This window comes from Haloarcula pelagica, from assembly GCF_030127105.1.
GTDB lineage: Archaea > Halobacteriota > Halobacteria > Halobacteriales > Haloarculaceae > Haloarcula > Haloarcula pelagica.
In genome coordinates this window covers 2,424,086-2,443,935 of record NZ_CP126161.1, presented here as the reverse complement: position 1 = coordinate 2,443,935, position 19,850 = coordinate 2,424,086, and the positions used below count along the sequence as shown (strand labels likewise).

The window sequence follows — 19,850 nt, the reverse complement described above, 5'->3', positions numbered from 1 at the left end:
CGACGCCGATCCGAGCCCGCTCGCGCGCCGGCTCGGACTCGGGCCGGTCGAACTCGTTCCGGAAGGGCCGTTGCTGGCGGCGATCACTCGACGGCGCGGATGAGCCCGAGCAGTTCCTCCCGGTAGTCACGGCTCGGTCGCGTGAGCACGTCGGCGGGCGAGTCGATGTCGAGCACGTCCGCGACCGGCCGGTCGGGGTACGCGCCCGCCGCGATCCGGAACCCGTCGCCGTGCCAGACCGCGACCCACCCCTCGATCGAGAGCGTCGAATCGGCGTCTGTGAGCTCCAGCGACGCCGTGTACCGCCGGATGCGAGCGCGGTCGCCGCTGTCGACGCGGACGCGTTCGGTCCGGTCGCGGTCGACGGCGGCGAACCCCGCTCGCGCAGTTCGTCCGCGAAGGCCGACTGGGCCTCCGAGCGGACCGTCGGGAGGATCATCGCCGGGCCGATACCGGGCGACAGCGGCGGCTGGAAGGTCAGCCGCGTCGCGAAGAAAAAGCGCCACTGGCGGTCGATCCCGGTCGCCGTCTCGGCGGCCGCCCGCGTTCGGACATCGTCGTACAGCTTCGTCGCCCCGTCGACGCGCGCCGTCGGGAGCTTGAACACCGTCTCGACGCTCTCGTCGATCAGCTCCCAGCCGCCGTCGGCCAGGTCGTCGTCCGAAACGGTCGGGAAGGCGGCGTCGGACACACTACCGCCTCAGTGGTCGTCCTCGCGCCACTTGTGCTCGCACTCGGTACAGGTGAAAAAGCGCGTCTCCGACTCGTCGGCGGCCCGGATCTGTTTCATCTCGTAGTACGCGCGCTCGTTGCCACACTCCGGACAGCGCGCGCCCGTCGTCGGGCCCATGTCCTCGGCGTCGACCTCGGAGGTGTCGACGATCTCGGACTCCTCCTGGCCCTGTGTCGTCACCGCCATCTCCTGTTCGGCAGCCTCGTCGCGCAGCGTCTCGTAGCCACAGCTCCCACAGACCCAGCTGTCACCCTCGGTCTTCATCATCGAGCCGCAGTCGTCGCAGAATTTCATTGTTGTGCTCCTTTAGGCCGCTGGACCGTGTTAAACGCCGGGGTTCGGCTCAGTCGTTTTTCGTCCAGGCCGAGCAGGCGTCCATGTCGTCCATCAGTTCCTCGTGGAACCCGCAGTACGGTTCGATGTCGCCGTCGGCCATCACGTACTGGAAGTGCCGGCAGTTGCCACAGTAGGTGTCGGGTTCGCCGCGGTGGACGGCAGTGTCGGTGATCGGATCGCCCGAGAGACTCTGGGTCCCGCCGTCGGCGCTAGCGGTCGACTCCGGCCCGGCCTGGACGATGTCGGTGTCGAGGTCGGGCTGTGCCTGGTCCTGTGTCTGGCGCGGTCGCTCCGGCGACCGCTGTGGGTCGGTGTCGACCGTCTCGGTGCCCGCCGGAGACTCGCCGCCGGAACTGTGCTGGTGGTCCGTGGCGCCGCTCCCGTCGCTCCGGGCGGCCGACTGGCCCGCCCGGTTGGTCTGGGTCTCGACATCGCCGTCGGGCTCACCGCCGAAGAGACCGACGCCGCCCATCGACGGCACCGACCGGGCTTCCTCGACGAGGCGGATCGTCCCGGACTCGGTGACCTCCATCCGCGCGGTCCCGCCCGGATCGTTGCGGGTCTTGAACGTCGCCACGGCGGCAAACAGCGCCCAGAACGCGGCCAGGATCCCGAGCGAGTAGACGATGCTGACACCGAGCGCCAGCAGCGGCGCCGACTCGACCCAGTTGTAGGGGTAGATGCTGCGGAACAGCGCCACGCCGAGGACGGCGACGCTCGTCCCCAGCGCGGCGGCGGCGCGGGTCCGCCGGCCCGACGGCAACACGGTGAAGACGCCGAGGATGACCGCCGGCAACCCTAGCCCGGCGACCGTCCCCGCGACCTCCCGAGCCGCGTACTCCCCGAGCGCGAACCGCTGGCCGATCGGTGTGGTGGCGAAGGCGATGGCCGCGACGAGTCCCGCGGCACCCACCAGAAACAGCCCCATCCCGACGACCTGCTGACGGCGCGATGCGACGCGTCCGACCTCCCCGTCGTACACGTCAGTTAAACTAGTCATGATGGGCTCTAGCACCGCAACCGGCAAAACACCCCGTCAGACACGCGCATGACGCCCGGGGGAGCGGTCGACACCGAAAACACTAATCGAACCGACTGGCACAGTCCAGTTATGAGCGACGACGAGGAAGACGAGGAACCAGCCGTCGAACTCGGCGAGGGGCCCGATGTCGAGGGGGCACCGCTGGCCCGCGTCTCCGCACGGCTCACCTGGGGTATCGAGCACAGCACGATCGTCGACCGGGAGGGCGAGACGACCATCCGTACCCCCGACGGCCCACAGGAGCTGGCCGACGTGCTCGACGATGTCGACGTGCCGTACTTCTCGGATCGGCGCGAGTTCGAGTCCGCGGTCCGAGACGCCATCGGCACCGGTCCGGTCCCGACCGAGTAACGGTCACTCCCCGTTTTTCGAGTCCGCTGTGCCGGCCGAGCCGGGCTGGTCGTCGGCGTCCGGCGCTCCCAGACGCTCCCGGTCCGCCGAGAGCTCCTTGTCGACGTGGTCTTTGCGGTCGCCCGTCCACTCGTCGCGGGTGATGTAGACGGCGACGCCCAGCACGAGCACCACCGGAATGACCATCGCGACGAGCAACAGCGCGATCACGAGGAGGTCACCCACCCCCGGGCCGGCCTGTGCGAGCAGGAGCATACCGCGGTCTGGTCGGCGCGGCGGGTAAAGTGTTCGGAGAGCTATCGCATGTTGTCAAGCGCACAGACGGTATCCGAGGCCAGCCACTCCGTCTCGTGGTCGCCCTCGATGCTGAGCGCGAAAAAGGAATCGCGACCGTCGTCGACGGTGATCTCGTAGGCGTGGCTGGTCAGTCGCTCGGGCATATCGGGCCCAGTTCGCTCCGGAGACACACCTATCGCTCACAGGTTGGGACCGATAAACGGAACGGTTCGCCGGACAGAGCGTCTGTGATCGCATAATTCGGCTCTCGTCGGGTACTTTTCGAGCCGGCGAGCCCCGAGAGAACTACCGGTCGGGGTCGTCGGCCGCGTCGGCCGGACTACTCCGGCGTTTCCCGATCAAGTACGCACCGAGGAGGAGGACGGCGGGGACGACGAGCATCAGCATCAGCATCACGAAGACGACGAGCAGTTCCACGCCGCCCGGGATACCGGGGAACAGGAGGGAGACCATACCGGCGCTTGCGCGCCCGGGGTCGTATGTGTTCCGCCCTCAGAAGTCCGAGAGCTGTGACTGGAGCCCCGCGACCAGTTCCGACTTCCGGCGCAGCGGCCCGAGCCCGACCGGGAGCTGGTCGGAGACCGCCTCGAGCGTCTCGCGGAACGACTGCCCGATACCCGGTTCGCCCTCGAAGGCGTTGCGCACGCCTTCCCGGACCTGCCAGACGCCGACCGGCGCCCAGTAGTCGTCGGTGATCTCCCGGAGGACCAGACACTTTGCCTGGCGGCCCCGTCGTTCGAGTTCTTCGAGGACGCCCAGGCGGGCCGCGTAGTAGGCGCCGGCGGTCTCCTCGACGTAGCCGGTCCGCCCCTCGGCGCCCTCGTGGGCGCTGGCGAGGTAGTAGCCGGCTCCGGGGCGTGGGTTCCAGACGCTCTCGGGGGCTTTCATCTCGACGAGTTCGAACTCCCACCGGCCCGGTGCCAGCAGCACCCAGTAGCGGTTGCCCATGTACTCGTTGTACCAGACTTCCGGCTTGTCGATCGTGTCGGCGGTCCGCAAGGTCCCACGGAGGTACTGGCCGACGGTGTCGTCGACGGCAGTGATCGACCACCGGGTCGGGACGAGCGAACGCTCGCTGGCCCGGCCCAGCGCCCCCGCCGAGAGGATCGTGTTGATGTCGTACACGTCGAACCCGCGCCGGTAGAGGTAGGTCATCGCGCCCTCCGCGGCCCAGTCGTCGTCCGAGAGGGTCTTCTCGACCGAGCGCGGGACGTGGGGGTTCTCCGTGAGGTCCACGCCGGTCGCGTTGGCCCGTGGCCCGGTCGGCGTCCGCACGTCGTCGAAGCCCACGTCGATCTCCGGGGTCCCGTCCAGCCCGACCTCCACGTCGACGGGATGGTCGGCGATCGCGACCTCGCGCTGAACCCCGACGAACCCGTCCCACACGTCGTGGACGCCGCCGCGGTGCTGGACGGAGTCGACCGAGAGCGACTGTGCGGAGTTGAGCAGCCCCGTCCGTCGCTGGAGGACATCCTCGATGCCCAGCCCCGAGTCGTACCAGTCGCTACTGGTCGCGAACCCCTCGGCTGCCGCGTCGCGCTCGACGGGCGAGAGCAGCCCCGTCGAGACGTTCGGGTAGCCCGACCGGCCGACGAAGATCTCCGGGGCCGTCGAGCCGACGAGCGTGTCGTCCTGGACGACCTGCTGGACCTGGCGTTCGACGGTTTCGAGGTGGTCCGTGATCGCGTACGACTTCTCGGCGGCCAGGCGGCGCCGCTCGGCCGCCTCGTCGCGCTCGAACTCGTCGATGAACTCGTCGAGCCGCATTCATCCCGCGTTGGCGCCTGGCCGGCATGAACCTGTCCCCCCGGAACCGTCAACAACTATTACGTAGGAGGGTCGAGTAACAACAGGTGTAATAAATCATGTCCGAAACGAGAACTACCGCACTCAAGTGGGGGACGATCGTCGCGGCGCTGCTCAGTTTCGCCATAATCGGGCTCGTCGCGGTGTACAGACCGGCCCACGAGCAGGCGCTCATCAACCTGCTCCTGGGAGAGATCGGTGCGCTCGCGATCGGTCACACGGCCTATCGGATCTCCTCGGGGAAGCAGGCGAGCCCGCTCGGTGCCGGGGCCGCCGTGTTCTGTGGGCTCGTCCTGGCGGGCACGCCGTTCGTGTTCGCGAACTTCGATCCCTTCCTGACGATCCAGCTCGTCTGCGGGCTGGTGCTGGCCGTCGCCGGGCTCGGTGCGCTGGCCGAGCGCTACGTGGGCGGCGAGGAGGGACGCCGCACCGGTGCCGAGCGGATCGCGAGCCGCTCCGGGAACTGACGACCGCACGTTTTCGGCCCGACCACAACCGCTATACCGACAGGTCGGCCACCCACAGACGATGCCGGTCATCGAATGTGACGAGGCGGCGGCACGCGAACGGCTCGAAGCCGCGGGCGTCGCCATCGAGTCGGGCAACACCGATCACGAGCGCTGGCGCGCCGACTACGGGGGCGCGACCGCGGTCGCCTACGAGGGGAAAGTCGTCGTCCAGGGCGGTGACACCGCGCGACTCGAAGGGCTGTTGCGCGACGACGGGGGTCGGGTCCACCTCTATTCGGACGGGGCCGCCCGGGGCAACCCCGGCCCGGCCGCTATCGGCTACGTCCTCGTCGACGACAGCGGGATCGTCACCGAGGCCGGCGAGACCATCGGCCGAGCCACCAACAACCAGGCGGAGTACGACGCACTGATCCGCGCGCTGGAGGTCGCCGCCGACTACGGCTTCGAGGAGGTCCGGATCCGCGTCGACGCGGACCTGTTGGTCAAGCAGATCCGCGGTGAGTGGAACACCAACGACCCCGACCTGCGCGAGAAGCGGGTGACGGTGCTTGAACTCCTCCAGCGGTTCGACGACTGGTCGATCGAGCACGTTCCGCGAGAGATAAACGAGCGGGCCGACAAGCTAGCCAACGACGCACTCGACGATGACTGAACTCCCAGCCGACGTGATCGAGGAGGCCGAACGCCTCACCAGACTCGCGCGCGAGGCCGTCGACGAGGACGAGGCGGCGGCCTATCGAGCCGACCGCGACGACCTGCTCGCGGCCCACGACTACACCGCACGGGTCCGCGAGGACGACACGGGCGATGTCCTGGTCTGTCATCCCGAGGAGTGGGTCGCCGACGGCGTCATCCACCCCGACCGTGTCGAGGACATCGACCGCGGCGTCGAACGACAGCTCTCGGGGACCGGCGACCCGGACGAGTGGGACGATGTCGCCGACGCCAACGAGACCATCGCCGAGACCGTCGCCGAGGAACACGGCCCGGTCCACGGGGCGACGGCACGGGCGCTCGCCGACTTCATGAGCAACCACTACGCCAAACGGATCGCCGACGCGACGCCGGCCGAACTCGACGAGTTCGAAACCGAGTACTTCCCGCGGAACGCCTGGCCCAGCGAGGAACAGCGGTCGCTGGTCGGGGAGTCCGTCCAGATAGCTGTCGAAGAATCCGACGGTCGCCGTCCGGAGCCTTAGTTCTGCTGTGCGTCGACCAGGTCGTGGAGTTCGTCCGCGCGGCCGTCGTCGGTGACGAACTTCGAGAACACCCAGCCAAGCTGGTCGAGGACGGCCGCTTTGCCGTCCTCCGTCAGCGAGTACTGGTTGGTCCGCTTGTCGAGTTCGCTCTTCTCGACGAGTCCCATCTCGACCAGATCGTCGAGGTTCGGGTAGAGCCGGCCGTGGTTGACTTCGTCGTCGTAGTAGGATTCGAGCTCCCGTTTGATCGCGAGCCCGTAGCGTGGTTCCTCGGCGAGAATGACGAGGATGTTCTGTTGGAACGCGGTGAGTTCTTTTGCGATACCTGGGCTGCTCGTAACTGTTTGTGCCTCTGACATGGGTATAGACATGTCGTCAAACTATTTAACACTTGTTAACTCAGACATCCTATAAGGATTATTTGCGGGACAGCGCCGTCCCGAGGAGAGTAATGTCTTTGTCGGCAAACAGGCTAATAACAGGTGTTGTAACCGTATCGGCGCGCACCGTCGGGCGCCTCGCTAATATTCCGAGATGGCTGGAGAAATATCTTGTGACACACGATAGGGCGATGACGAAAGTCATTTTTGATGGCGCGGCGCACTCGCGGGTGATGACGAACCTCTGGGAAGACCTCGAAACCGGACCGAACCCGCCCGAAGAGATCTACGCCGTCGTCGAGTGTCTCAAAGGCGAGCGCAACAAGTACGAGTACGACAAGGACATCCCCGGCGTCGTGCTGGACCGGGTGCTCCACAGCAACGTCCACTACCCCAGTGACTACGGCTTCATCCCGCAGAGCTACTACGACGACGAGGACCCCTTCGACGTGCTCGTGCTGGTCGAGGACCAGACGTTCCCCGGTTGTGTCATCGAGGCCCGCCCGGTCGCGCTGATGAAGATGGACGACGACGGCGAGCAGGACGACAAGGTCATCGCCGTCCCCACCGAGGACCCCCGCTACGACCACATCGAGGACCTCGACGACATCCCCCAGCAGCAACTCGACGAGATCGACGAGTTCTTCGCGACCTACAAGAACCTGGAGGAAGGGAAAGAAGTCGAGACGCTCGGCTTCGAGGACAAGCAGGCCGCGAAGGACGCGATCGAACACGCCCAGGACCTCTACGACGAGAAGTTCGACTGACCCCGCGACCGCCGCGCCATGCTCATCGATAATATCGGCGTGTGTTGCCGATGATTTATGAGCATGGGTAATCTTTTGGGCGTGGGAGCGGTACCACCGTGTGTGATGGCGACCGACCAGACAGACGCCGTGCTCGACCACACGACGGTCGTTCCGGAGCGTGCGGACAGTGAACCGCCGGGAATCGACCACCTGACAGTCGTCCCCGAGAACGCCGAGACCGGCGAGTGACGCGGTCGCCGACGGACGGATTGCCGCTTCTCCCGACAGCACTGCGAAAAGAAGCTTCTTGTCCCCGTCACCAGTAGGGACGCCCATGGGACTATTCGACCGTCTGAAGGGTGACGACGGCCCCCGGGTCGCGTTTTTCGGCATCGACGGCGTACCGTACAGCCTCATCGACCAGCATCCGGACGTGTTCCCGAATCTCACTGAACTGGCGGCCGACGGGAGCGCCGGTGCGATCGACAGTATCGTCCCGCCGGAGTCGAGCGCCTGCTGGCCCTCGCTGACGACCGGCGTCAACCCCGGCCAGACAGGCGTCTACGGCTTCCAGGACCGGGAAGTCGGTTCCTACGACACGTACGTGCCGATGGGGCGGGATGTCCAGGCCGACCGCCTCTGGGACCGGATCACCGAGGACGGCCGCGACGCGACGGTGCTGAACGTCCCCGTCACGTTCCCGCCCCAGCGCAACGTCCAGCGGATGGTCTCGGGCTTTCTCTCGCCCGGCGTCGACAAGGCGGCCTACCCCGACGAACTGCGTGACCGCCTCCAGGCGACGGACTACCGGATCGATGTCAACGCGAAACTCGGCCACGACGACGACAAGACCGAGTTCATCGAGGACGCCCACGAGACCGTCGAGAAGCGATTCGAGACGTTCGAACACTACGTGCAGGAAGACGACTGGGACCTCTTTTTCGGCGTGTTCATGACCACCGACCGGGTCAACCACTTCCTGTTCAAGGACTACGTGAACGAGACCGACAACCGCGAGGCGTTCCTGAACTTCTACAGCAAGGTCGACGAGTACCTCGGGAAACTCCGCGAGATGCTCCCCGACGACGTGACGATGGTCGTCGCCTCCGACCACGGCTTCACCGCGCTGGACTACGAGGTCCACTGCAACGAGTGGCTCCGCCAGGAAGGCTGGCTCGACTACGCGGACGACGACCACTCGGAACTGGGCGACATCAGCGACGACACGAAGGCGTACTCGCTGATCCCCGGTCGCTTCTACGTCAATCTCGAAGGCCGCGAGCCAAACGGGAGCGTCCCACAGGACGAGTACGAACGGGTCCGCTCGGAACTCAAATCCGAACTCGAAGCCCTGGAGGGTCCCGACGGGAACCCGGTCGCCGACCGCGTCGTCACGAAAGAGGACGCCTTCCGTGGCGACCACGACGACATCGCGCCGGATCTGGTCGTCGTCCCGAACCACGGGTTCGACCTCAAAGCCGGGTTCAAAGGCTCGGACGATGTCTTCGGAGTCGGCCCGCGCAACGGGATGCACAGCTTCGACAACGCGACCCTGCTCGTCGAGGACGACGACGCCCGCATCGAGGACGCGGACCTCTACGACATCGCGCCGACGATCCTCTCGCTGATGGACCACGACTACGACCGCTCGGCGTTCGACGGCGCGAGCCTGGTCTGAGCCGGCGACCGCTCAGTAGATCAGATCGTCGTCGTTCTCGACCATGTACAGCGTCCGCGCGGCGATGTTGACCGCGTGGTCGCCCACGCGCTCGATATCGCGGATCGTCAACAGCAGGCGTGAGACATCGGCCATCAACTGCTCGATGTCCGTCCCGCTGGAGTCGGCGTCGATCTGGCGTTCGATGAGGTCACGGACGACTGCCTCGGAAGCGTCCTCACACTGTTCGTCGATGAGATCGTCGGTCTGGGCGATCGTGTAACACAGCTCGGGGTCTTCCTCGCTGTAGGCGTCCATCGCGTCCTCGATCATCTCGATGACGGCCGCGCCGATCTCCTGGATGTCGACCTCCGGGAACACGTCGCGTTCGGCCTCCAGTGAGTACTCCCCGAGATTCGTCGCCAGGTCGCCGACCCGTTCGAGGTCGGTGATGATCTTGAACGACGCAGCGATGAAACGCAGGTCCGACGCGACGGGCTGTTGGAGCGCCAGCAGGTCGATACAGTCCTGTTCGAGATCCAGATACAGCTGATTGACCTCGTCGTCGCCGTCGATGACCTCCCAGGCGAACTCCTCGTCTTTCTGTTCGAGCGCGTTGAGACCGAGCCGGAAGCGTTCGAGGACGATTTCCGACATGTAAAGAACGTCCTCGCGAAGGGTTTCGAGCCGCTCCTGATACGATTCGCGTGGCATGGTCGGGAGTGTGCCGGACGCGCGTATCAGCCTTTCCTTTCTCTCAATATCTCCCTATAGTGGACAATAGCCGCGTCGACGGGTCGGCAGCCGGCGCGACTCTGACGGGTTTAATATGCCCGCGTGTGCGAGTGCTCGGTATCACGGCCGGTCGGTAGCGGGCCGACCGACCCCACGACGAGGGAGTCGAAAACCGATGTGTACGATCGAAACGGCCGGGCCTGCCCCGCGCGAACGGAGTCGTCACGCACTATGAGCACTGTCGTCAACTGGCGCACGAGCGTCGCACTGACCGGGACGGTCGTGAAGTTCCTCTCGGTCGCGCTGCTCGTCCCGCTGGTGGCCGCGCTCGTCTACGGCGAGGACATCGCCGTCTTCGGCGTCTCGATCATCTTTGCCGTGGGCCTGGGCGTCGGACTCGAACAGCTCGACGGGGACGAGGACCTCCAGTCCCGGGAGGCACTGCTGTTCGTTGCGCTTGCCTGGTTCGTGGTCGCGGCCGTCGCTGCGGTTCCGTACGTCCTCGCGGGCTACGGAACCGAGTCGACGCTCGCGCGCCCGATCAACGCCTTCTTCGAGTCGATGTCGGGCATCTCGACGACCGGGGCGACGGTCATGGGTTCGATCGGGACCGACCGCCACTCCCACGCGCTCATGCTGTGGCGCCAGCTCACCCAGTGGCTGGGCGGCATGGGGATCATCGTCCTGATGGTCGCGATCCTGCCGGAGCTGTCGGTCAACGGCGCACAGCTCGTCAGCGAGGAGGCGCCGGGGCCGACCCTGGAGAAACTCACCCCGCGGATCGCCGAGACCGCCCGCATCCTCTGGCAAGCGTACTTCGCCTTTACCGTCCTGCTTGCGGTCCTGTTGTACGGCTTGCACGTGCTGGGCTACGCTCCGGAGATGGACCTCTACAACTCCATCGCGCACGCGTTCTCGACGCTGCCGACCGGCGGCTTCTCGACGAAGGCCGACAGCATCGCGGCGTTCTCGGCGGCCGTCCAGTGGGTCATCATCCCGTTCATGGTCGTCGCGGGCACCAACTTCGCGCTGTTCTGGCACCTCTTCGACGGCGATCTGAGCCGGCCCCTGCGTGACCGGGAGTTCCGGGCCTACGCCGGCGCGATCGCGGTCCTGACCGCGGTCCTGACCGGACTGCTGTTCCTGGGAGCCGCACCGACTGTCTCGCCCGGCGGGACCACACAGGGGGTCTTCTGGAACGCGTTGCGACAGGCCGCCTTCCAGGTCGGTTCGCTGATGAACTCGACCGGGTACGCGACGAGTAACTTCGCCGAGTGGACCACCCACGGCCAGCTCGTCCTCGTGGTCACCATGTTCATCGGGGGATCTGCCGGCTCGACCGGCGGGGGAATCAAGGTGATCCGCTGGCTCATCGTCCTCAAGTCGCTCCGTCGGGAGCTGTTCCACGCGACCCATCCCGAGGCGGTCCAGCCGATCCGGCTCGGGCGCCACGTCGTCGACGAGGCGGCGATCCGCGGCGTCGTCGGCTTCACGATCCTCTATTTCCTCCTGTTCGGGCTCGGCGCGGTGTTTATCTCGCTGGACGCCGCCAGGGTGGGGCTCGAACTGACCGCGCTCGAGGCCGTCGGCGCGAGCCTGGCCGCCATCGGGAACATCGGCCCCGCGTTCGGCCGGCTCGGCCCCTTTGGCTCGTATCTCGTGTTGCCCGACACGACAAAGTTCGTTATGATCCTGCTGATGTGGGCGGGTCGGCTGGAGATCATCACCGTCCTGGCGGTGTTCACGCCGACGTTCTGGCGGCGTTAGGACCGCCAGTACGCCCGCGTCAGCAGGACGAAGACCGGGAGGATCTCCAGGCGGCCGGCCCACATCAGCAGGACCATGTACACCTTGCTCGTCGGGGCGAAGTCGATGTAGCTGTTCATCGGCCCGACCGCGCCGAAGCCGGGCCCGACGTTGCCAAGCGTCGCCGCGACGGCCGACATGACCTCGAGGACGGAGACCGCGTAGCCGATCCGCACGGCGTCCAGAAACAGGAGGGCGACGCTGACGAAGAATATCACGACGTACAGCAGCGTGAACGCGTAGATCCCGCGGATCGCCCGCTCGTCGAGCGCCCGCCCGGCGAGCGTGACCGGCGCCACCGCCTCCGGATGGACGGTCGTGAACAGTTCCCGGCGGAGCGACTTGAGGATGACCAGCCACCGGATGACCTTGACCGCGCCGCCGGTCGAGCCGGCCGACCCACCGACGAACATCGCGAACAGCAGGAGGTACTTCGCCGGCTGGCTCCAGGTGTTGAAGTCCATCGAGGCGTAGCCCGTCGTCGTCACGATCGAGACGATCTGGAAGGTGGCGTGTCTGAGCGCCCGTTCGGCGTTGCCGGGGATCGCCGGAACGGTGTCGGGAACCGTCTCCAGCCCGGCGCCGACGCCGGCGAACAGCAGCCCGGCGACGACGGCGGTGAACGCGGCCATGACCCCGGTGTAGAAGCGAAACTCGCTGTCACGCCCGGGCGCCAGCGGGTCCCCCCGGAGCGCGCGCCACAGCAGCGCGAAGTTGGTGCCGGCGACGACCATGAACGGGACGATGATCCACTGCGCGACCGCGGAGAAGGCCTCGATCGAGCGGGCTTCCGGCGAGAAGCCGCCGGTCGGCAGCGTCGTCAGCCCGTGGGCGACCGCGTTGTACACGCCCATGTTCGGCGCGGCGCCGAGCAGGTGCGCGCCGTACAGCAACCCGATCTCAAGCAGCGTGAACCCGAAGTACGCGAACCAGAGGACCCGAGCGGTCTCGGCGATGTGGGGCGTCAGTTTCTCGATCCCCGGCCCCGGCGCCTCGGCGTCCATCAGTTGGGCGCCACCCACGGAGAGTTCCGGGAGGATCGCCACGGCCAGGACGACGATCCCCATACCGCCCAGCCACTGGGTGAGCTGGCGCCACAGCAACAGGGCGTGGGAGTGGCGGTCGAACCCGATCGAGCCCATCACGGTCGCCCCGGTCGTGGTGAACCCGGACATCGACTCGAAGAGGGCATTGATCGGGTGTGCGAGCGTCGACTCGGTGCCGTAGCCCGCGAGCAGATAGGGAAAGGTGCCGACGACGGCGACGGCCAGCCAGGTCAGCGACACCATCAGGAACGCCTCGCGGGCGCCCAGATCGGGGTCTGTGTCGACCTGCTCCAGCGCGACACCCAGGAAGACGGTCGCGACGATGGAGACGCCGAAGGTCGTGATCCCCTCGCCGTAGTACAGCGCGACGAGCAGGGGAAGCACCAGCGGCACCGAGAGGTACTTCACCACGCTCCCGACCAGCGAGACGGACGCCCGCCAGTCGACGCGCAGGTCACGGCGCCCCGCGACCGTACTGAGCGGCGTCACAGTTTCGAACTCGCCTCGTCGAGCGCCTCCGCGTCGACGAACACGACGACGTGGTCGTCGGGCTCGATGATCGTGTCACCCCGGGGGATGACGAGTTCGCCGTCGCGGGTGATCGCCCCGATGACGACCCCGTTCGGGAGGTCCCCGACCGACTCCCGGATCGGCCGATCGGCCAGCACGCTGTCGGCCTCCACCTCGATCTCCAGGACCTCCGCGCGGTCGGACTGGATGATGGCGACGTTCTCGGCGCGGTGTTCGCGGGTGAAGCGAGTGATCTCCTCGGCGGTGACCTCGCGAGGGTTGATCGCCACGTCGATGCCGACGGCTTTGAACAGGTCGACGTACTCGCCGGCGTCGACGACGGCGACGGCCCGGTCGGCACCCAGTCGCTTGGCCAGCAGGCCGGCGAGCAGGTTCTTCTCGTCGCTGTCCAGCGCCGCGACGACGGCGTCGACATCCTCGACGTGTTCCCGTTCGAGAAACTCCCGGTCTGTCGCGTCGCTCTCCAGGACGGTCGTCCCGGAGAGTTCCTCGGCCAGTGCCCGGGCGCGGTCGTGGTCGCGCTCGATGAGCCGGGGTTTGAGGCCCCGTTCCTGGAGGAGGCGAGCGGTGTGGTAGCCGATGTCGCTGCCGCCGACGATGAGCACGTCGCGGGCGCGGTCCAGTTCCGGCGACACGTCGTGGGCGAACGACTGGACGCTGTCACGGCTGCCGATGACGATGACATCGTCGCCCGTCTCGATGACGGTGTCCCCGCTGGGGATGACGACATCGTCGTCCCGGAGGACGGCGGCGAAGGTCAGCGACTCGTAGCGGTCGGCCTGCTCGACGGTCTGCCCGGCGACCGGGCTGCTCTCGATGATCTCGAACTGCGCCATCTGGACGACCCCGCCGGCGAAGGTCTCGACATCGTTCGCCGCAGGGAGCCCGATGACGCGGCTGACCGTCTCGGCAGTCATGAGGTTCGTCGCGACCATGTAATCGACGCCGAGCGCCCCCTCGGCGTGCTCCCAGGTCCGGAGGAACCGGGCGCTCTTGACCCGCGAGATGGTGAACACGTCGGCGACGGTCTTTGCCGTCCCGCAGGTGACGATGTTGGTCTCGTCGTTGTCTGTGCTGGCGATGACCATGTCCGCACGGTCGATCCCGGCCTCCCGGAGCGTCTCCAGGTCGGCCCCGTCGCCCTCGACGCCGAGGACATCGACATCGTACATCAGTCGTTCGACCCGGTCACCGTCGATATCGACGACGGCCACCTCGTGTGAGTCCGCGAGGCTCTCGGCGATGGCGGAGCCGACCTCCCCCGCACCGACGATGATCACGTACACGCGCGACCCTCCCAGTTCATGTCTGCTCGCTTCAGGTGGGGACGTGAAGTGGGTTTCTATCTCACGGGTGCCGCCAGACGTGAACGTTAACTAGCGTCCGTGCTTCGAGAGGGATATGAACCGGTCAGCCGCGGTGTGGTCGCCGAATCGCCACGAGCAACGGCTTCCCAACCGGAGGGGTATCGATGGCTGACCTGCTGGATCGGGTCGTCCTCCCCGTCGACAGCGAGGAGGACGCCGAGAGTTCCGCCCGTGCGCTGGCGGACCAGGAGTACGGCGAGGTCGTCGTCGTCAACGTCATCGAGAAAGCGGGGGGCGCCCCGGACAAGGCGGGCGTCGAACAGCGTGAACTCGCCGCCGAGGAGATGTTCGAGGCCGCGAAATCGGTACTCGGGGACATCGAGACGGAGATCTACTACGGGACAGATGTCGTCGAGACCATCTTCGAGGCGGCCGCGGACCACGACGCGACTGCGGTCGTCGTGACCCCGCGCGGTGGGAGCCGGTTCGTCCAGCTCATCACCGGCGACGTGGCGCTTCGCCTGATCACGGAGAACGACCACCCGGTCGTCGTCCTCCCCGACAGCGAGCCGTCGACGGACGAGGAGGTGACAGACGGCGATGGGTGACGAAGAACTCGCGAAGGACCTGGGGCCGCTCGCCGCCCTGACGATCGGTGTCGGGACGATGATCGGAGCGGGCATCTTCGTCCTGCCCGGCGACGCGATCATGCAGGCGGGCTCGATGGCCGCCGCCGCGTTCGTTCTCGGGGGTGTCATCGCCATGTTCACGGCACTGTCGGCCAGCGAACTCGGGACGGCGATGCCACGCTCGGGCGGCGCGTACTACTACGTCAACCACGCGCTGGGGCCGCTGTTTGGCTCGGTTGCCGGCTGGGCGAACTGGCTCGGCCTGGCCTTCGCCAGCGCCTTCTACATGGTCGGCTTCGGGCGTTACATCGCGCGGATCTTCGGGCTCAGCGGCTCGGTCGGTGCCGGCCCGCTCTCGCTCACCTACATCCAGTTGATCGCGCTGGTCGGCGGGGCCTTCTTCGTCGCGATCAACTACGTCGGCGCCAAGGAGACCGGGAAGCTCCAGAACGTCATCGTCATCGTGCTCGTCGCGATCCTGGCGGCGTTTACCCTGCTGGGGACGCTCCGGGCCGATCCCGCGAACCTCCCGCCGGCCCGGGACGTGGTCACGACACTGGAGACGACGGGACTCATCTTCGTCTCGTATCTCGGGTTCGTCCAGATCACGAGCGTCGCCGAGGAGATCAAAGAGCCGGGGAAGAACCTCCCGCGTGCAGTCATCGGCAGCGTCGTCCTCGTGACGGTCATCTACGCGCTCGTGCTCGTCATCATGAGCGCGGCCGTCCCCGAGGGATTCATCGCCGGCCTGTTCGAGAACGTCGCGCCCAACGAACCGCGGCCCATCGCCGTCGTCGAGGTCGGCCAGTACCTCCAGGGCGCACTGATGGGCGGTGCCTTGCTGTTTGGCGGCCTGCTGGCGACGGCTTCAAGCGCCAACGCCTCGATCCTGGCGTCGTCGCGCATCAACTTCGCGATGGGACGGGACCGGATCGTCACGCCGGCGCTCAACGAGATCCACGACCGCTTCGGGACGCCGTACCGCGCAATCGCCATCACCGGCGGCCTCATCCTGCTGTTCATCGTCGTCGGGAACCTCCAGTTGCTCTCCGGAGCGGCCTCGGGCCTCCACCTCATCATCTACGGCCTGCTCAACCTCGCGCTCATCGTGATGCGCGTCGTCGCGCCCGAGGAGTACAGCCCTGACTTTACCGTCCCGCTGTTCCCGGTGTTGCCGATCCTGGGGGCAGTGCTCTCCTTTGCCCTGCTCGCGTTCGTCCCGGAGGAGGCGCTGTTGCTCACCTTCGGTATCGCCGGCGCCGCGATCCTCTGGTACGTCGGCTACGCCCGGACCCGCACCGAGAAACAGGGGATCCTCTCGGAACACATCCTCTCGCGCTCGGAGGACCTGCCCGACGCCGCGGTCAACGCCGCGGCGAGCGTCCAGCCCGACGGCGGTCAGTACCGCGTGATGGTGCCGCTGGCGAACCCCGAACACGAGAAGGAACTCATCACGCTGGCCAGTGCCATCGCCAAACAGCGCGGCGGGACGGTCGTGGCGACCCACATCGTCACGGTCCCCGACCAGACTGCCCTGGCCGGGGCCGCAGAGCGCGCCGACGAGATCGACGAGACCTCGGCCGGACTGCTAGAAAGCGCCCGCGAGGACGCCGAGACGTTCGGCGTCGACATCGAGACTCACACGATCATCTCGCATCGCTCTTTCGAGGAGATCTTCGACGCCGCGAAGACGCACAACGCTAGCCTGGTCGTGATGGGCTGGGGGCCCGATTCCCACGGCTCGCCCGGCCGCGCGGAGTCCGCGTTCGACGAACTGACCGAGTCGGTCCCGTGTGACTTCCTCGTGTTGCGCGACCGCGGGTTCGACCCCTCCCGGATCCTCCTGCCGACCGCCGGCGGGCCGGACTCCGACCTCTCGGCCGAGATCGCGAAGTTGCTCCAGGAGGAGTACGGCTCCGAGGTGACGCTGTTGAACGTGGCGTCCGGAACTGGAACCGAGGCCGAAGCCGAGGCCCGGGACTTCCTCGACGCCTGGGCTGCCGACCACGGGCTCTCTGATGCGACACTTCGGGTGGAGACCGGCGACGTGGAACTCGCGATCGAGTCGGCCGCCGAGGACGCCTCGCTGGTCCTGATCGGTGCCACCGAGGAGGGGCTGCTCCGGCGGCTGATGTCGGGCTCGCTCGTGCTCGACATCGTCGACGACGTGGAGTGTTCGGTCCTGCTGGCCGAGAAACACCGGAGTCGCAGCCTGCTGGAGCGGCTGTTCGGATAGATGGACGCCACCGCTCGCCTGGAGGCGTACTACGACGCGCTGCGGGCGGGCGAGCCCCTGGCTCCGTTTTTCGCTGCCGACGAATCGGTCGTGAAGTTCGGCGTCTCCGAACGGCTGGTCGGGGGCAGCGAGGTCGCGGCCGGCCTGCGCGACCAGACCGCCTCGACGACCGACTGGACCGTCGAGAGCCACGCGCTCCGGGTGACCGACCGGGACGGGTACGCCTGGTTCAGCGACGCCGTCGACCTGGCCTGGACCGACACCGAGCGCGGGGTGGGACACGACTTCGAGACGCGCTGGAGCGGCACGCTGGAACGCCGGACCGACGGCGACCCCGATCCGGACGGGACGTGGCTGTTCGTCGGGATGCACGTCAGTGTCGCGTCGTCGCTGGACTAGCGGGGAACGAATTATGCCGCGGGCCGCCGTTGGCCCGAACGATGCCGGAGCTATCGATCACCGAGTCCCAGCAGGAGGAACTCGAAGCCGTCCGTGCGGCTGTCGAGGACACCTTCGTCGACACGTACGGTCACACCACAGTCGAAGACGCGCTCGATTATCTCCTCGATACGTACACGCCGCCGGACGAACAGGGCGGCGAGCGCGGCCCGTACGACCGGATCGCGTCGGCCGAGTACCCGGAACTCCAGCAGATCGCCTCGACCGTCGACGACATCCCCGGCAGCGGCATCAACGCCGACGAGATGCGCGGGAAACTGCTGACGACGCTGGGACCGGCGGAACTCGCCCGACGGCTCGACGGTGTGGAGGTCGACGGGGCTCACGACGGGACGACCGCGGCCGACTCCGGCACCGGCGGTGGGACGAACGACGGGACCGCATGTGACGGGGCCGAGGGAAACGCCACCGACGACGCCGGCGAACCCGAGCCGGTCGGCACGGACGGCCCTGGGACGGAGGGCACCGCGGCCGGCGACGGCGAGCGCGCGGCCGACGCGACGGCGGACGCCGATGACGAGAGTCCGAGCGGGGGCGACGACGGCCCCAGCGGCGTCCTCGCGGCGGCCAACCGCCTGCTCCGGGAACACGACGACAAGTGGCGAAAGAGCGAGACCAGCGAGGAACCCTACGAGGTCGACCTCCCCGACGGGACGACCACCGGGGTGCGAACGAAAGACGACGTGCGACAGCTCCTTTTCCGGCACTACTGAGCCGGTCCCCGTTAGCCGATCACTCGATCCGGACGTTACCGTCGGGCTGGAGCGTGACGTGGTGGCCTTCGATCTCGAACGAAAAGGAGACTGCACCCTCCGAGCGCAGCGCCGCCTCGACGACGGTCGCGTCGACGTAGTCCCGGAGCGTGCCGACATCCTCGACCGAGAGTTCGGTCGCGCTCGTGACGGCGTTCAGAACGGCGTCCTCGACGGTGAGCCGCCACTCCCAGCCGTTCTGGTCTTCGGCGATGACGTAGACGGACGCCAGGTCGTCGGCCGTGTCGAGATCACCGGTCAGAGTCGTGTTCGACGGTGTCGAGTACTCCACGACGGTCTCGGTCGACTTCGGCCGATCGATCTGCTGGCCGGTGGTGCCGTCTCCCGCGTCCTCGACGGTCCCGGCCGCCTCCTCGGTGGTGTCGGCGGGAGCCTCTGTCGGTCCACCCAGGTTCTCGGGGAGGACGACCTCCGCTTCGAACTCGGTCGCCGCCGACCGGAGCCGTTGTTCCGCGGGCGCGCCGAGCACCGAGACGTAGCTGTCGACCAGCCGCTCCACGACCGCCCGACGGTCGCCGGTCATCGACGCGACGGTGCCGTCGTCGGTGACGGTGAGCCCCTCGATCGACTGCGCGATGTCGATTGCACGCTGTCCGAGCAGCGAGCGCTGGGTCTCGACGAGCCGCCCGACGAGGTGTTCGTAACTCATCGCTGTCAGGCGAAGTGGCCGCTGGTCGTCTCGTACAGCATGTAGAAGCCGGCGAGCAGCAGGATCGTCACGACCAGATTGACGACGCTGCCCGCGCTCGCGGGCGGTTGCTGGAGCCGAAGCAGTTCGGTGGCCCCCGCCAGCAGTTGCCAACTGGCGAAGACGATGACGCCGCCGCCCACGACGAACAGCGCCTTCCCGATCTCACCGCCGTACGCACGCGCCGCCAGGACGACGAACGAGACGGCGGCGATAGAGAGCAACACCTGTGCGATCTCGCTCGTCGCGAAGAACAGTCCCGGCCCCTCGTTGGCGGCGGTCTGTGCGGCGGCCGGACCGGTGGCCGCCAGCGCACCCGCGACGAGCGCGAACACGCCCAGCGCGTACCGTCGAACTGACCCCTTGAGTATCATCTGTGATAACTACCGAGCACCTCGGTATAAAGATTTCTTCAGTGCGATGGAGAGATACCGATCCGGTACGTCGCAGTCGAACAGTTCTATCGGGTTTCGAAGCGCGCAAACCGGGGCGGTAGCGAGCATCCCGTAGTTTTTATCGACGATAGCTGCCGACGCCGAGCGGGGGCGCGACGCCGCCTGCCGGTGGGTGTCTATCGACTGTCGCGGGGTACCGACGTTTGAACCGCCAACAAAATGTTT

The 19,850-nt window shown here is 67.1% G+C and carries 24 protein-coding genes and 1 pseudogene; 12 read left to right on the top strand and 13 right to left on the bottom strand.

The window, feature by feature from the left end; translation table 11 throughout:
- Nucleotides 1-83: 83 nt before the first annotated feature.
- The 3 genes and pseudogenes from P1L40_RS12870 to P1L40_RS12860 all read right to left on the bottom strand — a co-directional run bounded on the left by P1L40_RS12870 (nt 84) and on the right by P1L40_RS12860 (nt 2,069).
- Nucleotides 84-691: pseudogene (locus P1L40_RS12870) on the bottom strand (DUF6517 family protein).
- 9 nt (nt 692-700) lie between these two features.
- A complete protein-coding gene (locus tag P1L40_RS12865) occupies nt 701-1,027 on the bottom strand; it encodes a transcription factor S (RefSeq protein ID WP_284007535.1) in 327 nt (108 codons plus the stop codon).
- Between the two features lie 49 nt (nt 1,028-1,076).
- Nucleotides 1,077-2,069 carry a cell division protein CdpA domain-containing protein gene (locus P1L40_RS12860; protein ID WP_284007534.1) on the bottom strand — a complete coding sequence of 331 codons (993 nt, stop codon included), beginning with the start codon at nt 2,067-2,069 and terminating at the stop codon, nt 1,077-1,079.
- A 111-nt stretch (nt 2,070-2,180) separates the two neighbouring features.
- Here P1L40_RS12860 and P1L40_RS12855 point away from each other — a divergent pair, with 111 nt between their 5' ends.
- Nucleotides 2,181-2,462: a DUF5789 family protein gene (locus P1L40_RS12855; protein ID WP_284007533.1), complete on the top strand. Its 282-nt coding sequence runs from the start codon at nt 2,181-2,183 to the stop codon at nt 2,460-2,462.
- Nucleotides 2,463-2,465: 3 nt separating this feature from the next.
- Here P1L40_RS12855 and P1L40_RS12850 read toward each other — a convergent pair whose 3' ends face one another.
- From P1L40_RS12850 to nreA, 4 genes are all read right to left on the bottom strand, one after another.
- A complete protein-coding gene (locus P1L40_RS12850) occupies nt 2,466-2,717 on the bottom strand; it encodes a hypothetical protein (RefSeq protein WP_284007531.1) in 252 nt (83 codons plus the stop codon).
- Between the two features lie 41 nt (nt 2,718-2,758).
- On the bottom strand, nt 2,759-2,902 hold the full coding sequence (locus P1L40_RS12845; RefSeq protein WP_284007530.1) for a hypothetical protein: 144 nt from the start codon (nt 2,900-2,902) through the stop codon (nt 2,759-2,761).
- A 142-nt stretch (nt 2,903-3,044) separates the two neighbouring features.
- Entirely contained in the window at nt 3,045-3,212 is a 168-nt protein-coding gene (locus tag P1L40_RS12840; RefSeq protein WP_284007528.1) for a hypothetical protein, read from the bottom strand.
- Between the two features lie 39 nt (nt 3,213-3,251).
- A complete protein-coding gene (gene nreA, locus P1L40_RS12835; protein ID WP_284007527.1) occupies nt 3,252-4,526 on the bottom strand; it encodes a DNA repair protein NreA in 1,275 nt (424 codons plus the stop codon).
- A 98-nt stretch (nt 4,527-4,624) separates the two neighbouring features.
- Between nreA and P1L40_RS12830 the strand changes: the two genes are divergently transcribed.
- From P1L40_RS12830 to P1L40_RS12820, 3 genes are all read left to right on the top strand, one after another.
- Complete coding sequence (locus P1L40_RS12830; protein ID WP_284007526.1) at nt 4,625-5,032, top strand: hypothetical protein; 408 nt, start codon at nt 4,625-4,627, stop codon at nt 5,030-5,032.
- A 61-nt stretch (nt 5,033-5,093) separates the two neighbouring features.
- Nucleotides 5,094-5,687, top strand: coding sequence for a ribonuclease HI (gene rnhA / locus P1L40_RS12825; protein ID WP_284007524.1), 594 nt, complete (start codon nt 5,094-5,096; stop codon nt 5,685-5,687).
- Complete coding sequence (locus tag P1L40_RS12820; RefSeq protein WP_284007522.1) at nt 5,680-6,234, top strand: DUF7108 domain-containing protein; 555 nt, start codon at nt 5,680-5,682, stop codon at nt 6,232-6,234. Before rnhA ends, P1L40_RS12820 begins: the two co-directional genes overlap by 8 nt.
- On the opposite strand, the gene P1L40_RS12815 is transcribed toward P1L40_RS12820, so the two are convergent.
- Nucleotides 6,231-6,593 (bottom strand): PadR family transcriptional regulator, encoded by a 363-nt coding sequence (locus P1L40_RS12815; protein WP_284007521.1) that lies wholly within the window; start codon nt 6,591-6,593, stop codon nt 6,231-6,233. The two genes, P1L40_RS12820 and P1L40_RS12815, sit on opposite strands and share 4 nt — an antisense overlap.
- 254 nt (nt 6,594-6,847) lie before the next feature.
- Between P1L40_RS12815 and P1L40_RS12810 the strand changes: the two genes are divergently transcribed.
- The 3 genes from P1L40_RS12810 to P1L40_RS12800 all read left to right on the top strand — a co-directional run bounded on the left by P1L40_RS12810 (nt 6,848) and on the right by P1L40_RS12800 (nt 9,041).
- Entirely contained in the window at nt 6,848-7,381 is a 534-nt protein-coding gene (locus P1L40_RS12810) for an inorganic diphosphatase (protein ID WP_284007520.1), read from the top strand.
- Between the two features lie 105 nt (nt 7,382-7,486).
- Nucleotides 7,487-7,612: a hypothetical protein gene (locus P1L40_RS12805; RefSeq protein WP_284007518.1), complete on the top strand. Its 126-nt coding sequence runs from the start codon at nt 7,487-7,489 to the stop codon at nt 7,610-7,612.
- An 85-nt stretch (nt 7,613-7,697) separates the two neighbouring features.
- Entirely contained in the window at nt 7,698-9,041 is a 1,344-nt protein-coding gene (locus P1L40_RS12800) for an alkaline phosphatase family protein (RefSeq protein ID WP_284007516.1), read from the top strand.
- Nucleotides 9,042-9,053: 12 nt separating this feature from the next.
- Here P1L40_RS12800 and phoU read toward each other — a convergent pair whose 3' ends face one another.
- Nucleotides 9,054-9,734, bottom strand: a complete 681-nt coding sequence (gene phoU / locus P1L40_RS12795) for a phosphate signaling complex protein PhoU (protein ID WP_284007515.1) — start codon at nt 9,732-9,734, stop codon at nt 9,054-9,056.
- Between the two features lie 252 nt (nt 9,735-9,986).
- Between phoU and P1L40_RS12790 the strand changes: the two genes are divergently transcribed.
- Nucleotides 9,987-11,522 carry a TrkH family potassium uptake protein gene (locus tag P1L40_RS12790; RefSeq protein ID WP_284007514.1) on the top strand — a complete coding sequence of 512 codons (1,536 nt, stop codon included), beginning with the start codon at nt 9,987-9,989 and terminating at the stop codon, nt 11,520-11,522.
- Here P1L40_RS12790 and P1L40_RS12785 read toward each other — a convergent pair.
- Both P1L40_RS12785 and trkA read right to left on the bottom strand, forming a co-directional pair.
- On the bottom strand, nt 11,519-13,096 hold the full coding sequence (locus P1L40_RS12785) for a TrkH family potassium uptake protein (protein ID WP_284007512.1): 1,578 nt from the start codon (nt 13,094-13,096) through the stop codon (nt 11,519-11,521). The genes P1L40_RS12790 and P1L40_RS12785 overlap by 4 nt on opposite strands.
- Complete coding sequence (trkA, locus tag P1L40_RS12780) at nt 13,093-14,424, bottom strand: Trk system potassium transporter TrkA (RefSeq protein ID WP_284007510.1); 1,332 nt, start codon at nt 14,422-14,424, stop codon at nt 13,093-13,095. Before trkA ends, P1L40_RS12785 begins: the two co-directional genes overlap by 4 nt.
- A 185-nt stretch (nt 14,425-14,609) precedes the next feature.
- Between trkA and P1L40_RS12775 the strand changes: the two genes are divergently transcribed.
- The 4 genes from P1L40_RS12775 to P1L40_RS12760 are packed head-to-tail and all read left to right on the top strand — an operon-like array spanning nt 14,610 to nt 18,482.
- On the top strand, nt 14,610-15,053 hold the full coding sequence (locus P1L40_RS12775; protein WP_284007509.1) for a universal stress protein: 444 nt from the start codon (nt 14,610-14,612) through the stop codon (nt 15,051-15,053).
- Nucleotides 15,046-17,310, top strand: coding sequence for an amino acid permease (locus P1L40_RS12770; protein ID WP_284007507.1), 2,265 nt, complete (start codon nt 15,046-15,048; stop codon nt 17,308-17,310). Before P1L40_RS12775 ends, P1L40_RS12770 begins: the two co-directional genes overlap by 8 nt.
- The gene (locus tag P1L40_RS12765) at nt 17,311-17,709 is read left to right on the top strand and encodes a nuclear transport factor 2 family protein (protein WP_284007505.1); all 399 of its coding nucleotides are present in this window, start codon (nt 17,311-17,313) and stop codon (nt 17,707-17,709) included. It abuts the gene before it with no gap.
- Nucleotides 17,710-17,750: 41 nt separating this feature from the next.
- The gene (locus tag P1L40_RS12760; RefSeq protein ID WP_284007504.1) at nt 17,751-18,482 is read left to right on the top strand and encodes a hypothetical protein; all 732 of its coding nucleotides are present in this window, start codon (nt 17,751-17,753) and stop codon (nt 18,480-18,482) included.
- A 19-nt stretch (nt 18,483-18,501) separates the two neighbouring features.
- Here the strand turns inward: P1L40_RS12760 and P1L40_RS12755 are convergent, their stop codons facing one another.
- Nucleotides 18,502-19,191, bottom strand: coding sequence for a HalOD1 output domain-containing protein (locus P1L40_RS12755; RefSeq protein ID WP_284007503.1), 690 nt, complete (start codon nt 19,189-19,191; stop codon nt 18,502-18,504).
- 5 nt (nt 19,192-19,196) lie between these two features.
- Nucleotides 19,197-19,604 (bottom strand): hypothetical protein, encoded by a 408-nt coding sequence (locus tag P1L40_RS12750; protein WP_284007501.1) that lies wholly within the window; start codon nt 19,602-19,604, stop codon nt 19,197-19,199.
- Nucleotides 19,605-19,850: the final 246 nt, after the last annotated feature.